General features: G+C 69.0%; 13 protein-coding genes, 1 rRNA gene and 1 riboswitch. Of the genes, 12 read left to right on the top strand and 2 right to left on the bottom strand.

The window, feature by feature from the left end; translation table 11 throughout:
• Positions 1-3: 3 nt before the first annotated feature.
• The 11 genes from rrf (at position 4) to ACLJWH_RS39100 (ending at position 10,371) form a co-directional block, all read left to right on the top strand.
• Positions 4-120 (top strand): 5S ribosomal RNA (gene rrf, locus ACLJWH_RS39150).
• A 149-nt stretch (positions 121-269) separates the two neighbouring features.
• On the top strand, positions 270-878 hold the full coding sequence (locus ACLJWH_RS39145; protein WP_411146584.1) for a CDP-alcohol phosphatidyltransferase family protein: 609 nt from the start codon (positions 270-272) through the stop codon (positions 876-878).
• Positions 879-997: 119 nt separating this feature from the next.
• Positions 998-3,493, top strand: a complete 2,496-nt coding sequence (locus ACLJWH_RS39140) for a sugar phosphate nucleotidyltransferase (RefSeq protein ID WP_411146583.1) — start codon at positions 998-1,000, stop codon at positions 3,491-3,493.
• Between the two features lie 74 nt (positions 3,494-3,567).
• On the top strand, positions 3,568-4,500 hold the full coding sequence (locus ACLJWH_RS39135; RefSeq protein ID WP_411146582.1) for a DUF881 domain-containing protein: 933 nt from the start codon (positions 3,568-3,570) through the stop codon (positions 4,498-4,500).
• The gene (locus ACLJWH_RS39130; protein ID WP_052854423.1) at positions 4,497-4,829 is read left to right on the top strand and encodes a small basic family protein; all 333 of its coding nucleotides are present in this window, start codon (positions 4,497-4,499) and stop codon (positions 4,827-4,829) included. Before ACLJWH_RS39135 ends, ACLJWH_RS39130 begins: the two co-directional genes overlap by 4 nt.
• 5 nt (positions 4,830-4,834) lie before the next feature.
• Positions 4,835-5,785 (top strand): DUF881 domain-containing protein, encoded by a 951-nt coding sequence (locus ACLJWH_RS39125; RefSeq protein WP_411146581.1) that lies wholly within the window; start codon positions 4,835-4,837, stop codon positions 5,783-5,785.
• Between the two features lie 118 nt (positions 5,786-5,903).
• Positions 5,904-6,764: an FHA domain-containing protein gene (locus tag ACLJWH_RS39120; RefSeq protein WP_411146580.1), complete on the top strand. Its 861-nt coding sequence runs from the start codon at positions 5,904-5,906 to the stop codon at positions 6,762-6,764.
• A 16-nt stretch (positions 6,765-6,780) separates the two neighbouring features.
• Positions 6,781-7,530, top strand: a complete 750-nt coding sequence (locus tag ACLJWH_RS39115) for a MerR family transcriptional regulator (protein WP_411146579.1) — start codon at positions 6,781-6,783, stop codon at positions 7,528-7,530.
• 53 nt (positions 7,531-7,583) lie between these two features.
• A complete protein-coding gene (locus tag ACLJWH_RS39110) occupies positions 7,584-8,057 on the top strand; it encodes a bifunctional nuclease family protein (protein WP_006606439.1) in 474 nt (157 codons plus the stop codon).
• Positions 8,058-8,242: 185 nt separating this feature from the next.
• Positions 8,243-8,848: a MerR family transcriptional regulator gene (locus tag ACLJWH_RS39105; protein ID WP_052854417.1), complete on the top strand. Its 606-nt coding sequence runs from the start codon at positions 8,243-8,245 to the stop codon at positions 8,846-8,848.
• Positions 8,849-8,916: 68 nt separating this feature from the next.
• A complete protein-coding gene (locus ACLJWH_RS39100; protein ID WP_411146578.1) occupies positions 8,917-10,371 on the top strand; it encodes a DNA polymerase IV in 1,455 nt (484 codons plus the stop codon).
• On the opposite strand, the gene ACLJWH_RS39095 is transcribed toward ACLJWH_RS39100, so the two are convergent.
• Positions 10,275-10,664 carry a PRC-barrel domain-containing protein gene (locus tag ACLJWH_RS39095; RefSeq protein ID WP_411146577.1) on the bottom strand — a complete coding sequence of 130 codons (390 nt, stop codon included), beginning with the start codon at positions 10,662-10,664 and terminating at the stop codon, positions 10,275-10,277. The genes ACLJWH_RS39100 and ACLJWH_RS39095 overlap by 97 nt on opposite strands.
• Positions 10,665-10,778: 114 nt before the next feature.
• Positions 10,779-10,877: riboswitch (glycine riboswitch) on the top strand.
• 189 nt (positions 10,878-11,066) lie between these two features.
• Between ACLJWH_RS39095 and gcvP the strand changes: the two genes are divergently transcribed.
• Positions 11,067-13,952 (top strand): aminomethyl-transferring glycine dehydrogenase, encoded by a 2,886-nt coding sequence (gene gcvP / locus ACLJWH_RS39090; protein ID WP_411146576.1) that lies wholly within the window; start codon positions 11,067-11,069, stop codon positions 13,950-13,952.
• 87 nt (positions 13,953-14,039) lie between these two features.
• Here the strand turns inward: gcvP and ACLJWH_RS39085 are convergent, their stop codons facing one another.
• Positions 14,040-14,246 carry a DUF5999 family protein gene (locus ACLJWH_RS39085; protein WP_367429581.1) on the bottom strand — a complete coding sequence of 69 codons (207 nt, stop codon included), beginning with the start codon at positions 14,244-14,246 and terminating at the stop codon, positions 14,040-14,042.
• Positions 14,247-14,298: the final 52 nt, after the last annotated feature.

Genomic DNA, 14,298 nt, shown 5'->3' with positions numbered 1-14,298 from the left:
TGTTTCGGTGGTTATTGCGTTAGGGAAACGCCCGGTTACATTTCGAACCCGGAAGCTAAGCCTTTCAGCGCCGATGGTACTGCAGAGGGGACTCTGTGGGAGAGTAGGACGCCGCCGAACAAATTTTGTTTGGAAGCCCCGTAGGGAACTCAGGTTCTCTGCGGGGCTTTCTTGCGTTTTGCGGAACCAGGACCCGCGGCGTGGCGCGGCCGGCGGTGCAGGTAAGGTCAGGGGGCATCGTCGGCATATTTCCCACAGGAGGCTTCCGCGTGGAGGTCCAGGAGACGCGGGTCCAGACGGATCGCGTCCTCACCATCCCGAACATTCTGAGCATGGCTCGCCTGATCGGCGTGCCGGTGTTCTTGTGGTTGATCCTGTGGCCGAAATTCGGTGGCCCCCAGGCAGATGGCTGGGCGCTGCTGGTCCTCGCGCTGAGCGGCGTCAGCGACTATCTGGACGGCAAGCTCGCTCGGCGCTGGAATCAGATCAGCAGCCTGGGGCGCATCCTCGACCCGGCGGCCGACCGGCTGTATATCCTCTCCACCCTCGTTGGCCTCACCTGGCGCGAGATCCTGCCGATCTGGCTCACCGCGGCACTGCTGGCCCGTGAACTGATGCTGCTGATCGCGGTCGGTTTCCTCGGACGCCACGGCTACGGCCCTCCCCAGGTGAACTTCCTGGGCAAAGCGGCTACGTTCAACTTGATGTATGCCTTCCCGTTGCTCCTCCTGAGTGACGGAAGTAGCTGGCTTCACACTCTCGCTGCTATTTTCGGATGGGCGTTCGCCGGATGGGGTACGGCGCTCTACTGGTGGGCAGGGATCCTCTACGTGGTCCAGGTCCGCCGGATCATCAGGGCGGACACCACGGCCGACTGAGCTCGCCGAACCAGCAGATTCATGCCAAGGCCCGGCGCCCGTACGTGAGAACAGTGGGCGATCTGGACGGGTGGTGAAGTCGGCAAGACCGTCGTCTCTTAGAGGAGGACGCTTCCGACATGAAGGCCGTTGTGATGGCCGGCGGCGAAGGCACACGCCTTCGCCCCATGACGTCCAGTATGCCCAAGCCGCTTCTCCCGGTGGCCAACAGGCCGATCATGGAGCACGTGCTGAGGCTGCTGAAACGGCATGGTCTCCATGAGACCGTCGTGACCGTGCAATTCCTTGCCTCGCTCGTTCGTAACTATTTCGGCGACGGGGAAGAGCTCGGAATGGAGCTCACGTACGCGAACGAAGAGAAGCCGCTGGGTACCGCAGGCAGCGTCAAGAATGCTGAGGAAGCGCTCAAGGACGACGCCTTCCTCGTCATCTCCGGTGATGCGCTCACCGACTTTGATCTGACCGATCTGATCCGATTCCACAAGGAAAAGGGCGCCCTCGTCACCGTCTGCCTCACGCGGGTTCCCAATCCGCTGGAGTTCGGCATCACCATCGTCGACGAGGGTGGCAAGGTCGAGCGGTTCCTGGAGAAGCCGACCTGGGGCCAGGTGTTCTCGGACACCGTCAACACCGGGATCTACGTGATGGAGCCCGAGGTCTTCGACTACGTCCAGCCGGATGTCTCGGTGGACTGGTCCGGTGATGTCTTCCCGCAGCTCATGAAGGAAGGCAAGCCGATCTACGGCTATATCGCCGAGGGCTACTGGGAAGACGTGGGCACGCACGAGAGCTATGTGAAGGCTCAGGCGGATGTGCTCGAAGGAAAGGTCGACGTCGATATAGACGGCTTCGAGATCTCGCCCGGAGTCTGGGTGGCCGAGGGCGCCGAGGTCCATCCGGACGCGGTACTACGCGGTCCGTTGTACATCGGTGACTACGCCAAGGTCGAAGCGGATGTGGAGATCCGCGAGCACACGGTCATCGGTTCCAACGTCGTAGTGAAGAGCGGTGCTTTTCTCCACAGAGCTGTGGTGCACGACAATGTGTACCTCGGGCAGCACAGCAATCTGCGCGGCTGTGTGATCGGCAAGAACACCGACATCATGCGGGCCGCCCGGATCGAGGACGGTGCCGTCATCGGCGACGAATGCCTCGTCGGTGAGGAGTCGATCGTCCAGGGCAATGTGCGGGTCTATCCGTTCAAGACCATCGAGGCCGGCGCGTTCGTCAACACCTCGGTGATCTGGGAGTCCCGGGGCCAGGCGCATCTGTTCGGCGCCCGCGGGGTGTCGGGAATCCTCAACGTCGAGATCACGCCGGAACTCGCTGTTCGGCTCGCGGGCGCATATGCCACCACGCTCAAGAAGGGCGCGACGGTCACCACGGCGCGCGACCACTCCCGTGGCGCGCGGGCGCTCAAGCGCGCGGTGATCTCCGCGCTACAGGCCAGTGCCATCGACGTACGCGACCTGGAGAACGTCCCGCTGCCCGTCGCCCGCCAGCAGACCGCCCGTGGCAGCGCCGGCGGGATCATGGTGCGGACGACCCCCGGGGTGCCGGACTCCGTCGACATCATGTTCTTCGACGAGCGCGGGGCGGACCTCTCCCAGGCCGGGCAGCGCAAGCTCGACCGGGTCTACGCGCGCCAGGAGTACCGGCGTGCCTTCCCCGGGGAGATCGGTGATCTGCACTTCCCGTCCAGCGTTTTCGACTCGTACACCGGGTCGCTGCTGCGGGCCGTGGACACCACCGGCATAGGCGAGGCCGGACTGAAGGTTGTCGTGGACGCGTCGAATGGCAGTGCCGGCTTGGTCCTGCCCAGTCTGCTGGGGCGGCTCGGCGTCGATTCCCTGACCATCAACCCCGGTCTCGACGAATCCCGGCCGACCGAGACCGCCGATGCCCGGCGCTCCGGGCTCGTCCGGCTCGGCGAGATCGTGGCCTCGGCGCGGGCCGCGTTCGGTGTGCGCTTCGACCCCGTCGGCGAGCGGCTGTCCCTGGTGGACGAGCGGGGCCGGATCATCGAGGACGACCGGGCGCTGCTGGTCATGCTGGATCTGGTGGCCGCCGAGCGGCGCTGCGGCCGGGTGGCGCTGCCGGTGACGACGACCCGGATCGCCGAGCAGGTCGCGGCGTACCACGGGACACAGGTGGAGTGGACGACCACGTCGCCCGACGATCTGACCAGGGTCGGACGGGCGGAGACCACGGTCTTCGGCGGCGACGGCCGGGGCGGCTTCATCGTCCCGGAGTTCAGCAGTGTCTTCGACGGTTCCGCCGCGTTCGTCCGGCTGATCGGGCTGGTGGCCCGTACGCAGCTCACGCTCAGCCAGATAGACGCGCGGATTCCACGGGCACATGTGCTGCGCCGGGATCTGGCGACGCCGTGGGCGGTCAAGGGCCTGGTCATGCGGCATGTGGTGGAGGCGGCGGGCGAACGGGAGGTGGACACCACCGACGGCGTGCGGGTCGTGGAGACCGACGGCCGCTGGGTGCTGGTGCTGCCCGACCCGGCCGAGGCGGTCACGCATCTGTGGGCGGAAGGGCCCGACGACGCCTCCGCCCAGCAGCTGCTGGACGAGTGGTCCGCGGTGGTCGACGGCGCCGGCCGCTGAGCCGGAACCCTCCGGCGTGCCCCGCGGGGTACGCCGGAGGGGCCGTTGGGAGAGTGTGCCGCCGACGTGCGACGATGTGCGGCATGTCGCAGCAGCCCCCCGATCGGAGCACTCTCAGGAAGCCGGCCGCGCGCCCCGATGCGTCCATGTCGCTGCTGACCAATGTGATGGACCACAGCCTCGACGACGGATACGCCGAGGCCGCCGCCCGCCAGTCGGAGGCGGGCGTGCGCGGTCTGCCGCGCACCTTGCGGGCGAAGTTGGGCCTGGCGGCCGGTCTGGTGCTGGCGGCGATCGTCGTCACGGTCGGCGCGGCGCAGGCGCGGGTGGCCGCCCCGACACTGGCCAAGGAGCGCGAAGAGCTGATCGACCGCATCCAGAAGGGCACCAGCGCGGCGGACAAGCAGCAGCAGCGGGTGGACGCGACGCGGGACGCCGTCGGCACGATGCAGCGCGACGCACTGGAGAAGCACGGCAATGACAAGGCCGAGCTGCTGGCGCTGCTGGCCGGTTCGACCCAAGTCACCGGGCCCGGTGTGAAACTCGTCGTGGACGACGCCAAGGAGGCCGGCAGCGGCAGTGGCGGACCGCGGGGGAGCAGCGGTTTCTCGGACACCGGCCGGGTCCGCGACCGGGATATGCAACGCATGGTCAACGGCCTCTGGGCGTCCGGCGCGGAGGCCATCTCCGTCAATGGGCAGCGGCTCACGTCACTCTCGGCGATCAGAGCCGCGGGAGACGCCATACTGGTCGACAACAAGCCGCTGGTGCCGCCCTATACGGTGCTGGCGGCGGGGGACGGGCAGCGGCTCAGCACCGCGTTCCAGGACAGCGCCGACGGTCAGTATCTGCACGTCTTGCAGGAGAACTACGGCGTACGCACCAAGATTTCCGTCGAGCACGAGGTCACACTGCCGCCCGCCCCCAGTTTGATCGTACGCACAGCAAAACCGCAGGCCGGTGCCGCGAAGGCGGACGGCACCGACACAGGGAAGGGCACTTCGTGATCGCCGTACTGGGCCTCATCGTGGGAGTCGTGGTCGGACTTGTGGTCCGACCCGTGGTGCCGACGGTGGTCGAGCCCTACTTGCCGATCGCTGTCATCGCGGCGCTGGACGCCGTGTTCGGCGGTCTGCGCGCGATGCTGGACGGCATCTTCGACGACAAGGTCTTCGTCGTCTCCTTCCTGTCGAACGTCGTCGTCGCCGCGCTCATCGTCTTCCTCGGAGACAAGTTGGGTGTCGGCGCCCAACTCTCCACCGGCGTCGTCGTGGTGCTCGGTATCCGGATCTTCTCCAACGCTGCCGCGATCCGCCGGCACGTCTTCAGGGCGTGAGGCGGATGGTGACGGACGGGAACCCGGAGCCGGAGAGGCAGCCGGAGCCACCACAGGGTCACGGCCCGGCCGGCCGCAGGCCGATGCCTCCCGAGAACCGGGCCGTCCCGGGACGGCCCGGACCGGGGGAGAGCGCACCCGCGTGGGGGCCGGTCGGCGAACCGGCGGTCGAGGCCCCGCCGTCGGGTGACCCCGCCCAGGGGGCAGCGGCGGACGACGGCACTCCGGGACGGGCGGAGACGGGGCGGCAGCGGCTGGTGGCGAGTCTGTGGCCGCCGCGGCTGACCCGGGCCCAACTGATCGTTGCGTTGCTCCTGTTCATTCTCGGCCTCGGCCTGGCGATTCAGGTACGTTCCACGAGTGACAGCAGTGCGCTGCGGGGTGCGCGCCAGGAGGACCTGGTGCGGATTCTGGACGAGCTGGACAACCGCTCGCAGCGGTTGACGGACGAACAGCGGCGCCTGGAAGGGCAGAAGACCGAGCTGGAGAACAGCTCGGACCAGGCCGAGGAGGCCCGTAAACAGACCGTGGAGAAGGAACAGCAGCTGGGCGTGCTGGCCGGGACCGTTGCGGCCCAAGGGCCCGGCATCAACCTGACCATCGACGACAGCGCGCATTCCGTCGAGGCGGACAAGCTCCTGGACACCATTCAGGAGCTGCGAGCGGCCGGCGCCGAGGCGATTCAGGTGAATGATGTACGGATCGTCGCGAACACCTACCTCTCGGATTCCGGGGGCGGGGTGGAGATCGACGGTAAGCGGGTCGGCCAGCCGTACCGTTTCAAGGTCATCGGTAAGCCGGAGGATCTGGAGCCGGCGCTGAACATCCCCGGCGGGGTGGTTCAGACACTGGAAAAGGAGCAGGCCAAGGTGTCTGTGACCCGTGAGGGGAAGATCATCGTGAATGCCTTGCGAGAGGCGAAGCGGCCTGACTACGCTCGGTCGTCGTCGCAGTGAGGCGTAAACGTATGGCGAAGGCCCAGGTAGGGCATGAGGTAGCGGGGGGTCGTCGCATCGTGCGTGTGGTGCGTGGTGGAAACTGTCTGGAGGCCACGGACGTTCACAGGATGTCCGGGTGGGCCGGTGTGTGCATCGAGGGTTCGTCCTGCCCCACGGGCGGGTCTGTTTCGTTCAAGGGGAATCGCCCGTGAAGTTGTTTGCAAAGCTGTTCGGCAAGAGCGCACGCCAGGAGGGCGGCAGCGGCTCGGCGCGGCACCGCGCCTCGCGCCAGCCCGAGGAGAGCGGTTCGAGCGAGGACCGTCCGCTCTTCCGTGACGAGGTCGGAGGTCCGTCCGGTGATCTTTCCGGGGGACGCGGCGCGGGTTCTGTTGACCCCTCCGGCTCCGGCCGCATAGGTTCCGAGGCACCATCAACCGCACGCATGGGCGGAGGATCGGCCTTGCCGGTTTGTACGAGGTGTGGGCACCGGAATCCCGAGGCGAGCCGGTTCTGCTCCAACTGTGGTGCGCCGCTGCGTCCGGGTGTCCAGGCGGAGCGCGCGTCCGAGACGACCTCGACCATCTCCATCTCGGGGCTGGAAGCCTATGACGCGGAGACGACGGGGCAGAATCTGACGCCGTCGCTCTCGCCCGAGGCGCAGGCGGCCGTCGACGCCCTCCCGCTGGGTTCGGCGCTGCTGGTCGTCCGCCGGGGTCCGAACTCCGGCAGCCGTTTCCTGCTGGACGGGGAGCTGACGACGGCGGGTCGTCATCCGCAGAGCGACATCTTCCTCGACGATGTGACGGTCTCGCGCCGCCATGTGGAGTTCCGCCGCGGTCAGGACGGTCTCTTCACGGTCGCCGACGTGGGCAGCCTCAACGGCACCTACGTCAACCGTGAGCGGATCGACTCGGTCGCGCTCGCCAACGGGGACGAGGTCCAGATCGGCAAGTACCGGCTGGTCTTCTACGCGAGCCAGCGAGGCGTCGGTATCTGACCGTCAGGGAAGGCTTATGCGCCACACACCGACAGGCGGTGCCGGTTCTGCCGGCGCCGCCTCCTCGGGCGGCAAGCCGGTGAGCATCGGTACGGTGCTCACCCAGCTGCGCGAGGAATTCCCCGAGGTCACCATCTCCAAGATCCGGTTCCTGGAGGCCGAGGGGCTTGTCGAGCCGAAGCGCACGCCCGCCGGATACCGCAAATTCACCGCGGAGGACGTCGAGCGGCTGGCGAGCGTCCTGCGGATGCAGCGGGACCACTATCTGCCGCTCAAGGTCATCCGGGAGCATCTGGACGCCCTGGAGCGCGGTGAGCAGGTGCAGCTGCCGGCTCCTGCCGCGCCCTCCCGGGATCTCGTCGAGGGTATGCACGGACCGGACGAGGAGCGGCCTACGGCGGCCCGGATCGGCCGGGCCGAGCTGCTGGTCGCCGCCGAGGTGGACGAGGCGGCACTCGCCGACTGGGAGTCGTACGGTCTCATCGTCCCCGATGCGGACGGCTCGTACGACATCGAGGCCGTCACGATCGCCCGGCTCGTCACGGATCTGGGCCGTTTCGGGCTCGAACCGCGGCATCTGCGCGCCGTGAAAGCGGCCGCGGAGCGTGAGGCCGGCCTGGTCGACCAGGTCGTGGCACCCCTTCGGCGGCACCGTAATCCGCAGACCAGGGCCCATGCCGAGGCCACCGCCAGGGAGCTGGCCACGCTGTCCGTGCGGCTCCATGCGGCACTGCTCCAGACCGCACTGCGGGTCCGCCTCCCATGAGCAAACGAGTGCCCGACTACCCAAACCGGCCGGGCACGTCCTAGGGTTGCTGTGTGAACGAGCTCGACGTCGTGGGTGTCCGGGTGGAAATGCCTTCCAGCCAACCGATCGTGCTCCTGCGGGAGGTGGGAGGCGATCGTTACTTGCCCATTTGGATCGGGCCGGGGGAGGCCACCGCCATCGCCTTCGCCCAGCAGGGCATGGTCCCTGCCAGGCCGCTGACGCACGACCTTTTCAAGGATGTGCTGGAGGCGGTGGGCCAGGAGCTGACGCAGGTCCGCATCACGGACCTGCGCGAGGGGGTGTTCTATGCCGAGCTGGTCTTCGCCAGCGGTGTGGAGGTCAGCGCGCGTCCGTCCGACGCCATAGCGCTGGCGCTGCGTACCGGAACACCGATCTTCGGTACGGACGGTGTGCTGGACGACGCGGGGATCGCGATCCCGGACGAGCAGGAGGACGAGGTGGAGAAGTTCCGTGAGTTCCTCGACCAGATCTCGCCCGAGGACTTCGGCACCAACAGCCAGTAACTCCGGCCAACGGAGCGTTTGGTTCCGGCCAACCTGGTACACCTTCCCCGTGCCGGGTCACGAGAAACCACTCGTAGGGTGATTATCACTCGGCGTGGCGAGCGCGGCGATCGTTGACGCACTCCGAGCGACTGCATACCGTCGATAGGCAGGTCCCGTCCGGGACGTGGAGGACGGAGGGCGGCGTGGCAATCACCGGCGACGGTAGGGCGGCGGAAGAGGCGTTGCCGTTCCACTCGGGTGCGGCGGCGAACCGTACACCGGCGCAGGTCGCCGCGGTGTCGGGGGATCGCGAGACGCAGACCATCGGCTACCGCGGCCCGACCGCGTGCGCGGCGGCGGGCATCACCTACCGGCAGCTCGACTACTGGGCGCGTACGGGCCTGGTGGAGCCGAGCGTCCGGCCGGCGTACGGCTCCGGAACCCAGCGGCTCTACAGCTTCCGGGACGTCGTCGTCCTGAAGATCGTCAAGCGGCTGCTGGACACCGGGGTGTCGTTGCAGAACATCCGCACCGCCGTGCAGCACCTGCGCACCCGCGAGCTCGCCGATCTGACGCGGATGACGCTCATGAGCGATGGCGCGACGGTCTACGAGTGCACCTCGCCGGACCAGGTCGTGAATCTGCTCCAGGGGGGTCAGGGCGTCTTCGGGATCGCCGTCGGCGTGGTGTGGCGGGACGTGGAGAACGCCCTGTCACAGCTGCACGGTGAGCGCGTGGACACCGGCGAGACGCTGATCGGGAAGAACCCGCACGACGAGCTGGCGCGGCGGCGCAACCGGGCGGTCTGAGCGCCTCCGAAGCGGTCCGTGGCCCGGCATCGGGCTCATTGTCAGTGGCATGCGGCAGCATCGGTGGTGTGAGACGTGCGCCGACGATCCTGCATCTGGACATGGATGCGTTCTTCGCGGCCGCCGAGCAGGCGGCCAAGCCGAGCCTGCGCGGGAAGCCCGTGGTGGTCGGCGGCGTCGGGCCGCGTGGGGTGGTCTCCACGGCGTCGTACGAGGCGCGGGTCTTCGGTGTCCGGTCGGCCATGCCGACGGCCCAGGCGCGCCGGCTGTGTCCCCACGCCGCCTACCTCAGCCCACGCTTCACCGTCTACCGCAAGGTGAGCGAGACCGTGATGGAGCTGCTGCACGCGCTGTCGCCGCTGGTGGAGCCGCTGAGCCTGGACGAGGCGTTCGTGGACCTGGAGGCGGGCGGGGTCGCGGCCGAGACCGCGGCGGTACGGGCCGTGGGGGAACAGTTGCGGCGCGATATCCGGCGCACCACGGGTCTGACGGGGTCGGTAGGGCTCGCGGGGGCCAAGATGCTGGCGAAGATCGCGTCGGAGGCGGCCAAGCCGGACGGGCTGGTGGTGATCGAGCCCGGTACCGAACGGGAGCTGCTGGGGCCGATGCCGACGCGGACGCTGCCCGGGGTGGGCCCCGCGACGGCCGAGGCGCTGCGCCGGGCCGGGATCACGACGGTCGCGGAGACGGCGGAGGCCGGCGAGGCCGAGCTGGTGCGGCTGCTGGGCAGGGCGCACGGCGCAGGGCTGTACGCGATGGCGCTGGGCCGGGACGACCGCCCGGTGGTGGCCGACCGGGATGCGAAATCCGTCTCGGTCGAGGACACCTTCGAGGTCGATCTGACCGACCGGACGCGGGTGCGGACCGAGGTGGTGCGGCTGGCCGACCGGTGTGTACAGCGGCTGCGGGCGGCCGGACGCTCCGGACGCACGGTGGTGATCAAGGTCCGTAACTACGATTTCTCGACGCTGACGCGCTCCGAGACGCTGCGCGGGCCCACCGACGACCCCGCGGTGGTGCGGGAGGCCGCCGCCCGGCTGCTGGAGACGGTGGACACCACCGGCGGGGTGCGGCTGCTGGGGGTCGGGGTGAGCGGGCTGGCCGACTTCACGCAGGAGGACCTGTTCGCCCAGCTGGCGACCGAGCGGGAGGCCGAGGAGACGGCGAAGGCGCCGCCGGTGCCGGTCGCCGGGAGCGGGGGCGAGCGAGCCGAGGAGGAGCGGCCGCGCCACTGGCATCCGGGAGCGGATGTCGTGCACGACGACTATGGCGCCGGGTGGGTGCAGGGGAGCGGGGTGGGGCGGGTGACCGTGCGTTTCGAACAGCCGTGGTCGGCGCCGGGGCGGGTGCGGACCTTCGCCGTCGAGGATCCGGAGCTGCGGCCGGGGGAGCCGCTGCCGCTGGTGGGCGGGGCGCCGTCGGAGGCTCAGTCCGGCGATCCGGCGACCCGGCCGAGGTCCTCGCCGGGGGAGGGGAAGGGGGAGTCGGAGTCGGACACCGGGGCGGAGATATCCAGCCGGTAGTGGTGGTAGAGCTGGAGCTCCTGTTCCGGCGAGAGATGCCGGCCCACGCCGAAGTCCGGGGCGTCCTTGATCAGCTTGCGGTCGTACGGGACGCGCAGACCCTCGTCGGCCAGTTCGCTCGGCTCCAGGGGGACGAACGCGTCCCGGCTGAAGAGGCCGGTGCGTACCGCCGCCCACTCCGGTTCCCCGGTGGCGTCGTCGAGGTACACCTCGTCCACGGTGCCGATCTTGGCGCCGTTCCGGTCGAATGCCTTGCGGCCGATCAGGCTCCGGGGATCGATATCGGTTTGCACGGTCCCTCCAACTGGTCGCAACTGCCGTGTGACAACTACCAAACGGCACATTTCATGCCCCGGCCACTCGAGGGATCGCCCAGATGGGGCGCTGGTAGGCTGGCGAATGGCTGTAGACCCCATGCGGGAGAGTCCTCCGTCGTCAGCGGCAGGGGGCGCCGAAGGAGCAAATCCTCCCCGGAATCTCTCAGGCACACGTACCGCATGGACGAGGTCACTCTGGAAAGCAGGGCGGGCCACGGGCGGACACCATGCCGGAACCCTTCCTCACCGACGGTGAAAGCCGGGTCGCCGCGGGCGGGCCGGTGAAGCTCTCAGGTTGAGATGACAGAGGGGGAGGCCGTCCGGGCACCAGCGCCTTGGTGCCCCTCGTAGGTCGCATTGACCAGGAGGCCCCCGCAGATGACCACCAATCGCATCTCCCTGCACGAGCTGGAGCGCGGTACCCCCTTCGAGCGCCGGCACATTGGTCCCGACCGCGAGGCGCAGGCGAAGATGCTCGCGCAGGTCGGATTCGGATCGCTGGACGAGCTCACCGACACCGCCGTACCGGACGTGATCAAGAGCGCGGAGGCGCTGGGCCTGCCGCAGGCGCGTTCCGAGGCCGAGGTCCTGGACGAGCTGCGTGGGCTCGCGGACCGCAACCAGGTCCTGTCCTCCATGATCGGACTCGGTTACTACGGCACGTTCACGCCGCCGGTGATCCTGCGCAACGTCATGGAGAACCCGTCCTGGTACACGGCGTACACGCCCTACCAGCCGGAGATCTCGCAGGGCCGCCTGGAGGCGCTGCTGAACTTCCAGACCATGGTCGCCGACCTGACCGGACTGCCCACCTCCGGCGCCTCCCTGCTCGACGAGGGCACCGCGGCGGCCGAGGCGATGGCGCTCGCCTGCCGCGTCGGCAAGGTCAAGCAGGGCGTCTTCCTGGTCGACGCGGACTGTCTGCCGCAGACCGTCGCGGTGCTCCGGACCCGCGCCGAGCCGACCGGCGTCGAGGTCGTCGTCACCGATCTGACGGACGGCATTCCCGCCGAGATCGCCGAGCGCGGGGTCTTCGGCGTGCTGCTCCAGTACCCCGGTGCCTCCGGATCGGTGCGCGACCCGCGCGCCGTCATCGCACAGGCCCATGAGCTGGGCGCGGTGGTCACCGTCGCCGCCGACCTGCTGGCGCTGACACTGCTGACCTCGCCCGGGGAGCTCGGCGCGGACATCGCCGTCGGAACCACCCAGCGCTTCGGCGTCCCGATGGGCTTCGGCGGACCGCACGCCGGGTTCATGGCCGTCCGCGAGTCGTTCGCCCGCAGCCTGCCGGGCCGCCTGGTGGGGGTCTCTGTCGACGCCGACGGCAACAGGGCGTACCGCCTGGCCCTCCAGACCCGGGAGCAGCACATCCGCCGGGAGAAGGCCACCAGCAACATCTGCACCGCGCAGGTGCTGCTCGCCGTCATGGCGGGCATGTACGCCGTCTATCACGGCCCCGACGGTCTCGCGGCCATCGCGCGGCGCACCCACCGCTACGCCACCGTCCTCGCCGAGGGACTGCGGGCCGGCGGTGTGGAGATCGTGCACGGTGCGTACTTCGACACGCTCACCGCACGGGTGCCGGGCCGGGCCGCCCAGGTCGTCGCCGCCGCCCGCGAGGCCGGCATCAACCTCCGGCAGGTCGACGCCGACCTGGTCGGCATCGCCTGCGACGAGACGACCGGACGGGCGCAGCTGGCCGGCGTCTGGCGCGCCTTCGGCGTCGAGGGCGATGTCGAGCAGCTGGACGGGGCCGCCGGCGAGGTGCTGCCGCAGGCGCTGCTGCGCACCGACGACTACCTCACGCACCCGGTCTTCCACCAGCACCGCTCGGAGACCGCGATGCTGCGCTATCTGCGCCGGCTCGCCGACCGGGACTACGCGCTGGACCGCGGCATGATCCCGCTCGGTTCCTGCACGATGAAGCTGAACGCCACCACGGAGATGGAGCCGGTCACCTGGCCAGAGTTCGGGCAGCTGCACCCGTTCGCGCCGGCCGGCCAGGCGCAGGGCTACCTGACGCTGATTCAGGAGCTGGAGGAGCGGCTGGCCACGGTCACCGGCTACGACAAGGTCTCCATTCAGCCGAACGCCGGCTCCCAGGGCGAGCTCGCGGGCCTGCTGGCCGTCCGCGCCTACCACCGGGCCAACGGCGACGACCAGCGCACCGTCTGCCTGATCCCGTCCTCCGCGCACGGCACCAACGCCGCCAGCGCCGTGATGGCCGGGATGAAGGTCGTCGTCGTCAAGACCGGTGAGAACGGTGAGGTCGACACCGACGATCTGCACGCCAAGATCGACAAGCACCGCGACGAGCTCGCGGTCCTCATGGTCACCTACCCCTCCACGCACGGCGTGTTCGAGGAGCACATCACCCAGATCTGCGCCACCGTGCACGACGCCGGTGGCCAGGTCTATGTCGACGGCGCGAACCTCAACGCGCTGGTCGGACTCGCCGAGCCGGGCAAGTTCGGCGGCGATGTCTCGCACCTGAACCTGCACAAGACCTTCTGCATCCCGCACGGCGGCGGCGGCCCCGGTGTCGGCCCGGTCGGTGTGCGCGCCCATCTGGCGCCGTACCTCCCCAACCACCCCCTCCAGCCCACCGCCGGGCCGGAGACGGGCATCGGCCCGGTCTCCGCCGCGCCCTGGGGCTCGGCCGGAATCCTGCCGATCTCCTGGGCGTACGTCCGTCTGATGGGCGGTGAGGGCCTCAAGCGCGCCAGTCAGGTCGCGGTGCTCAGCGCCAACTACATCGCCAAGCGGCTGGAGCCGCACTACCCGGTGCTCTACACCGGCCCCGGCGGTCTGGTCGCCCATGAGTGCATCATCGACGTCCGGCCGCTGACCAAGGCGACCGGTGTGAGCATCGACGATGTCGCCAAGCGGCTCATCGACTACGGCTTCCACGCGCCGACGATGTCCTTCCCGGTGGCCGGCACGCTGATGATCGAGCCGACCGAGAGCGAGGACCTGGACGAGCTGGACCGGTTCTGCGACGCGATGATCGCCATCCGTGCGGAGATCGAGAAGGTCGGCTCGGGGGAGTGGGACAAGGACGACAACCCGCTGCGCAACGCCCCGCACACCGCCGGCGCGCTCGGTGGCGAGTGGACGCACCCGTACACCCGCGAGGAGGCCGTCTTCCCGGCCGGTGTGGTGGCGGCGGAGAAGTACTGGCCGCCGGTGCGCCGTATCGACGGTGCCTTCGGCGACCGTAACCTCGTCTGCTCCTGCCCCCCGCTGACGGAGTACGACGGCTGACGTACCGTCACATATCGAGGGCCCTCGGCACGTATGCCGGGGGCCCTTTTGTCGTAGTGATCGTAGTTGTCGTACGTGGCGTCGCGGTCAGGCGGCGCTCCCTACCCGTACGGTGCCGAGCGGCCGGTGCGGGGCGATGACCTGCCCGTCCGGCAGGAGCTCACCGGTGTCCTCGAAGAGGAGGACGCCGTTGCACAGCAGGCTCCAGCCCTGCTCCGGGTGGTGTGCCACAGGGTGCGCGGCTTCCCGGTCGCTGGAGTCTGCTGACGGGCATGGCGGCTGGTGCTGACACATGGAAGTTGTCTTTCGCTGCGATGTGGTGAATGTCGGCATACGGCTCGATGAG

This window comes from Streptomyces sp. x-80, assembly GCF_046549095.1.
Classification (GTDB): domain Bacteria; phylum Actinomycetota; class Actinomycetes; order Streptomycetales; family Streptomycetaceae; genus Streptomyces; species Streptomyces celluloflavus.
Note: the sequence above shows the minus strand (reverse complement) of the source record. Positions and strands in the feature narration are given on the sequence as shown.

Coding starts and splice junctions, on each gene's coding strand:
- ACLJWH_RS39140 (WP_411146583.1), top strand. CDS start 998: ATGAAGGCCGTTGTGATGGCCGGCGGCGAAGGCACACGCCTTCGCCCC.
- ACLJWH_RS39135 (WP_411146582.1), top strand. CDS start 3,568: ATGTGCGGCATGTCGCAGCAGCCCCCCGATCGGAGCACTCTCAGGAAG.
- ACLJWH_RS39125 (WP_411146581.1), top strand. CDS start 4,835: ATGGTGACGGACGGGAACCCGGAGCCGGAGAGGCAGCCGGAGCCACCA.
- ACLJWH_RS39115 (WP_411146579.1), top strand. CDS start 6,781: ATGCGCCACACACCGACAGGCGGTGCCGGTTCTGCCGGCGCCGCCTCC.
- gcvP (WP_411146576.1), top strand. CDS start 11,067: ATGACCACCAATCGCATCTCCCTGCACGAGCTGGAGCGCGGTACCCCC.
- ACLJWH_RS39085 (WP_367429581.1), bottom strand. CDS start 14,246: ATGTGTCAGCACCAGCCGCCATGCCCGTCAGCAGACTCCAGCGACCGG.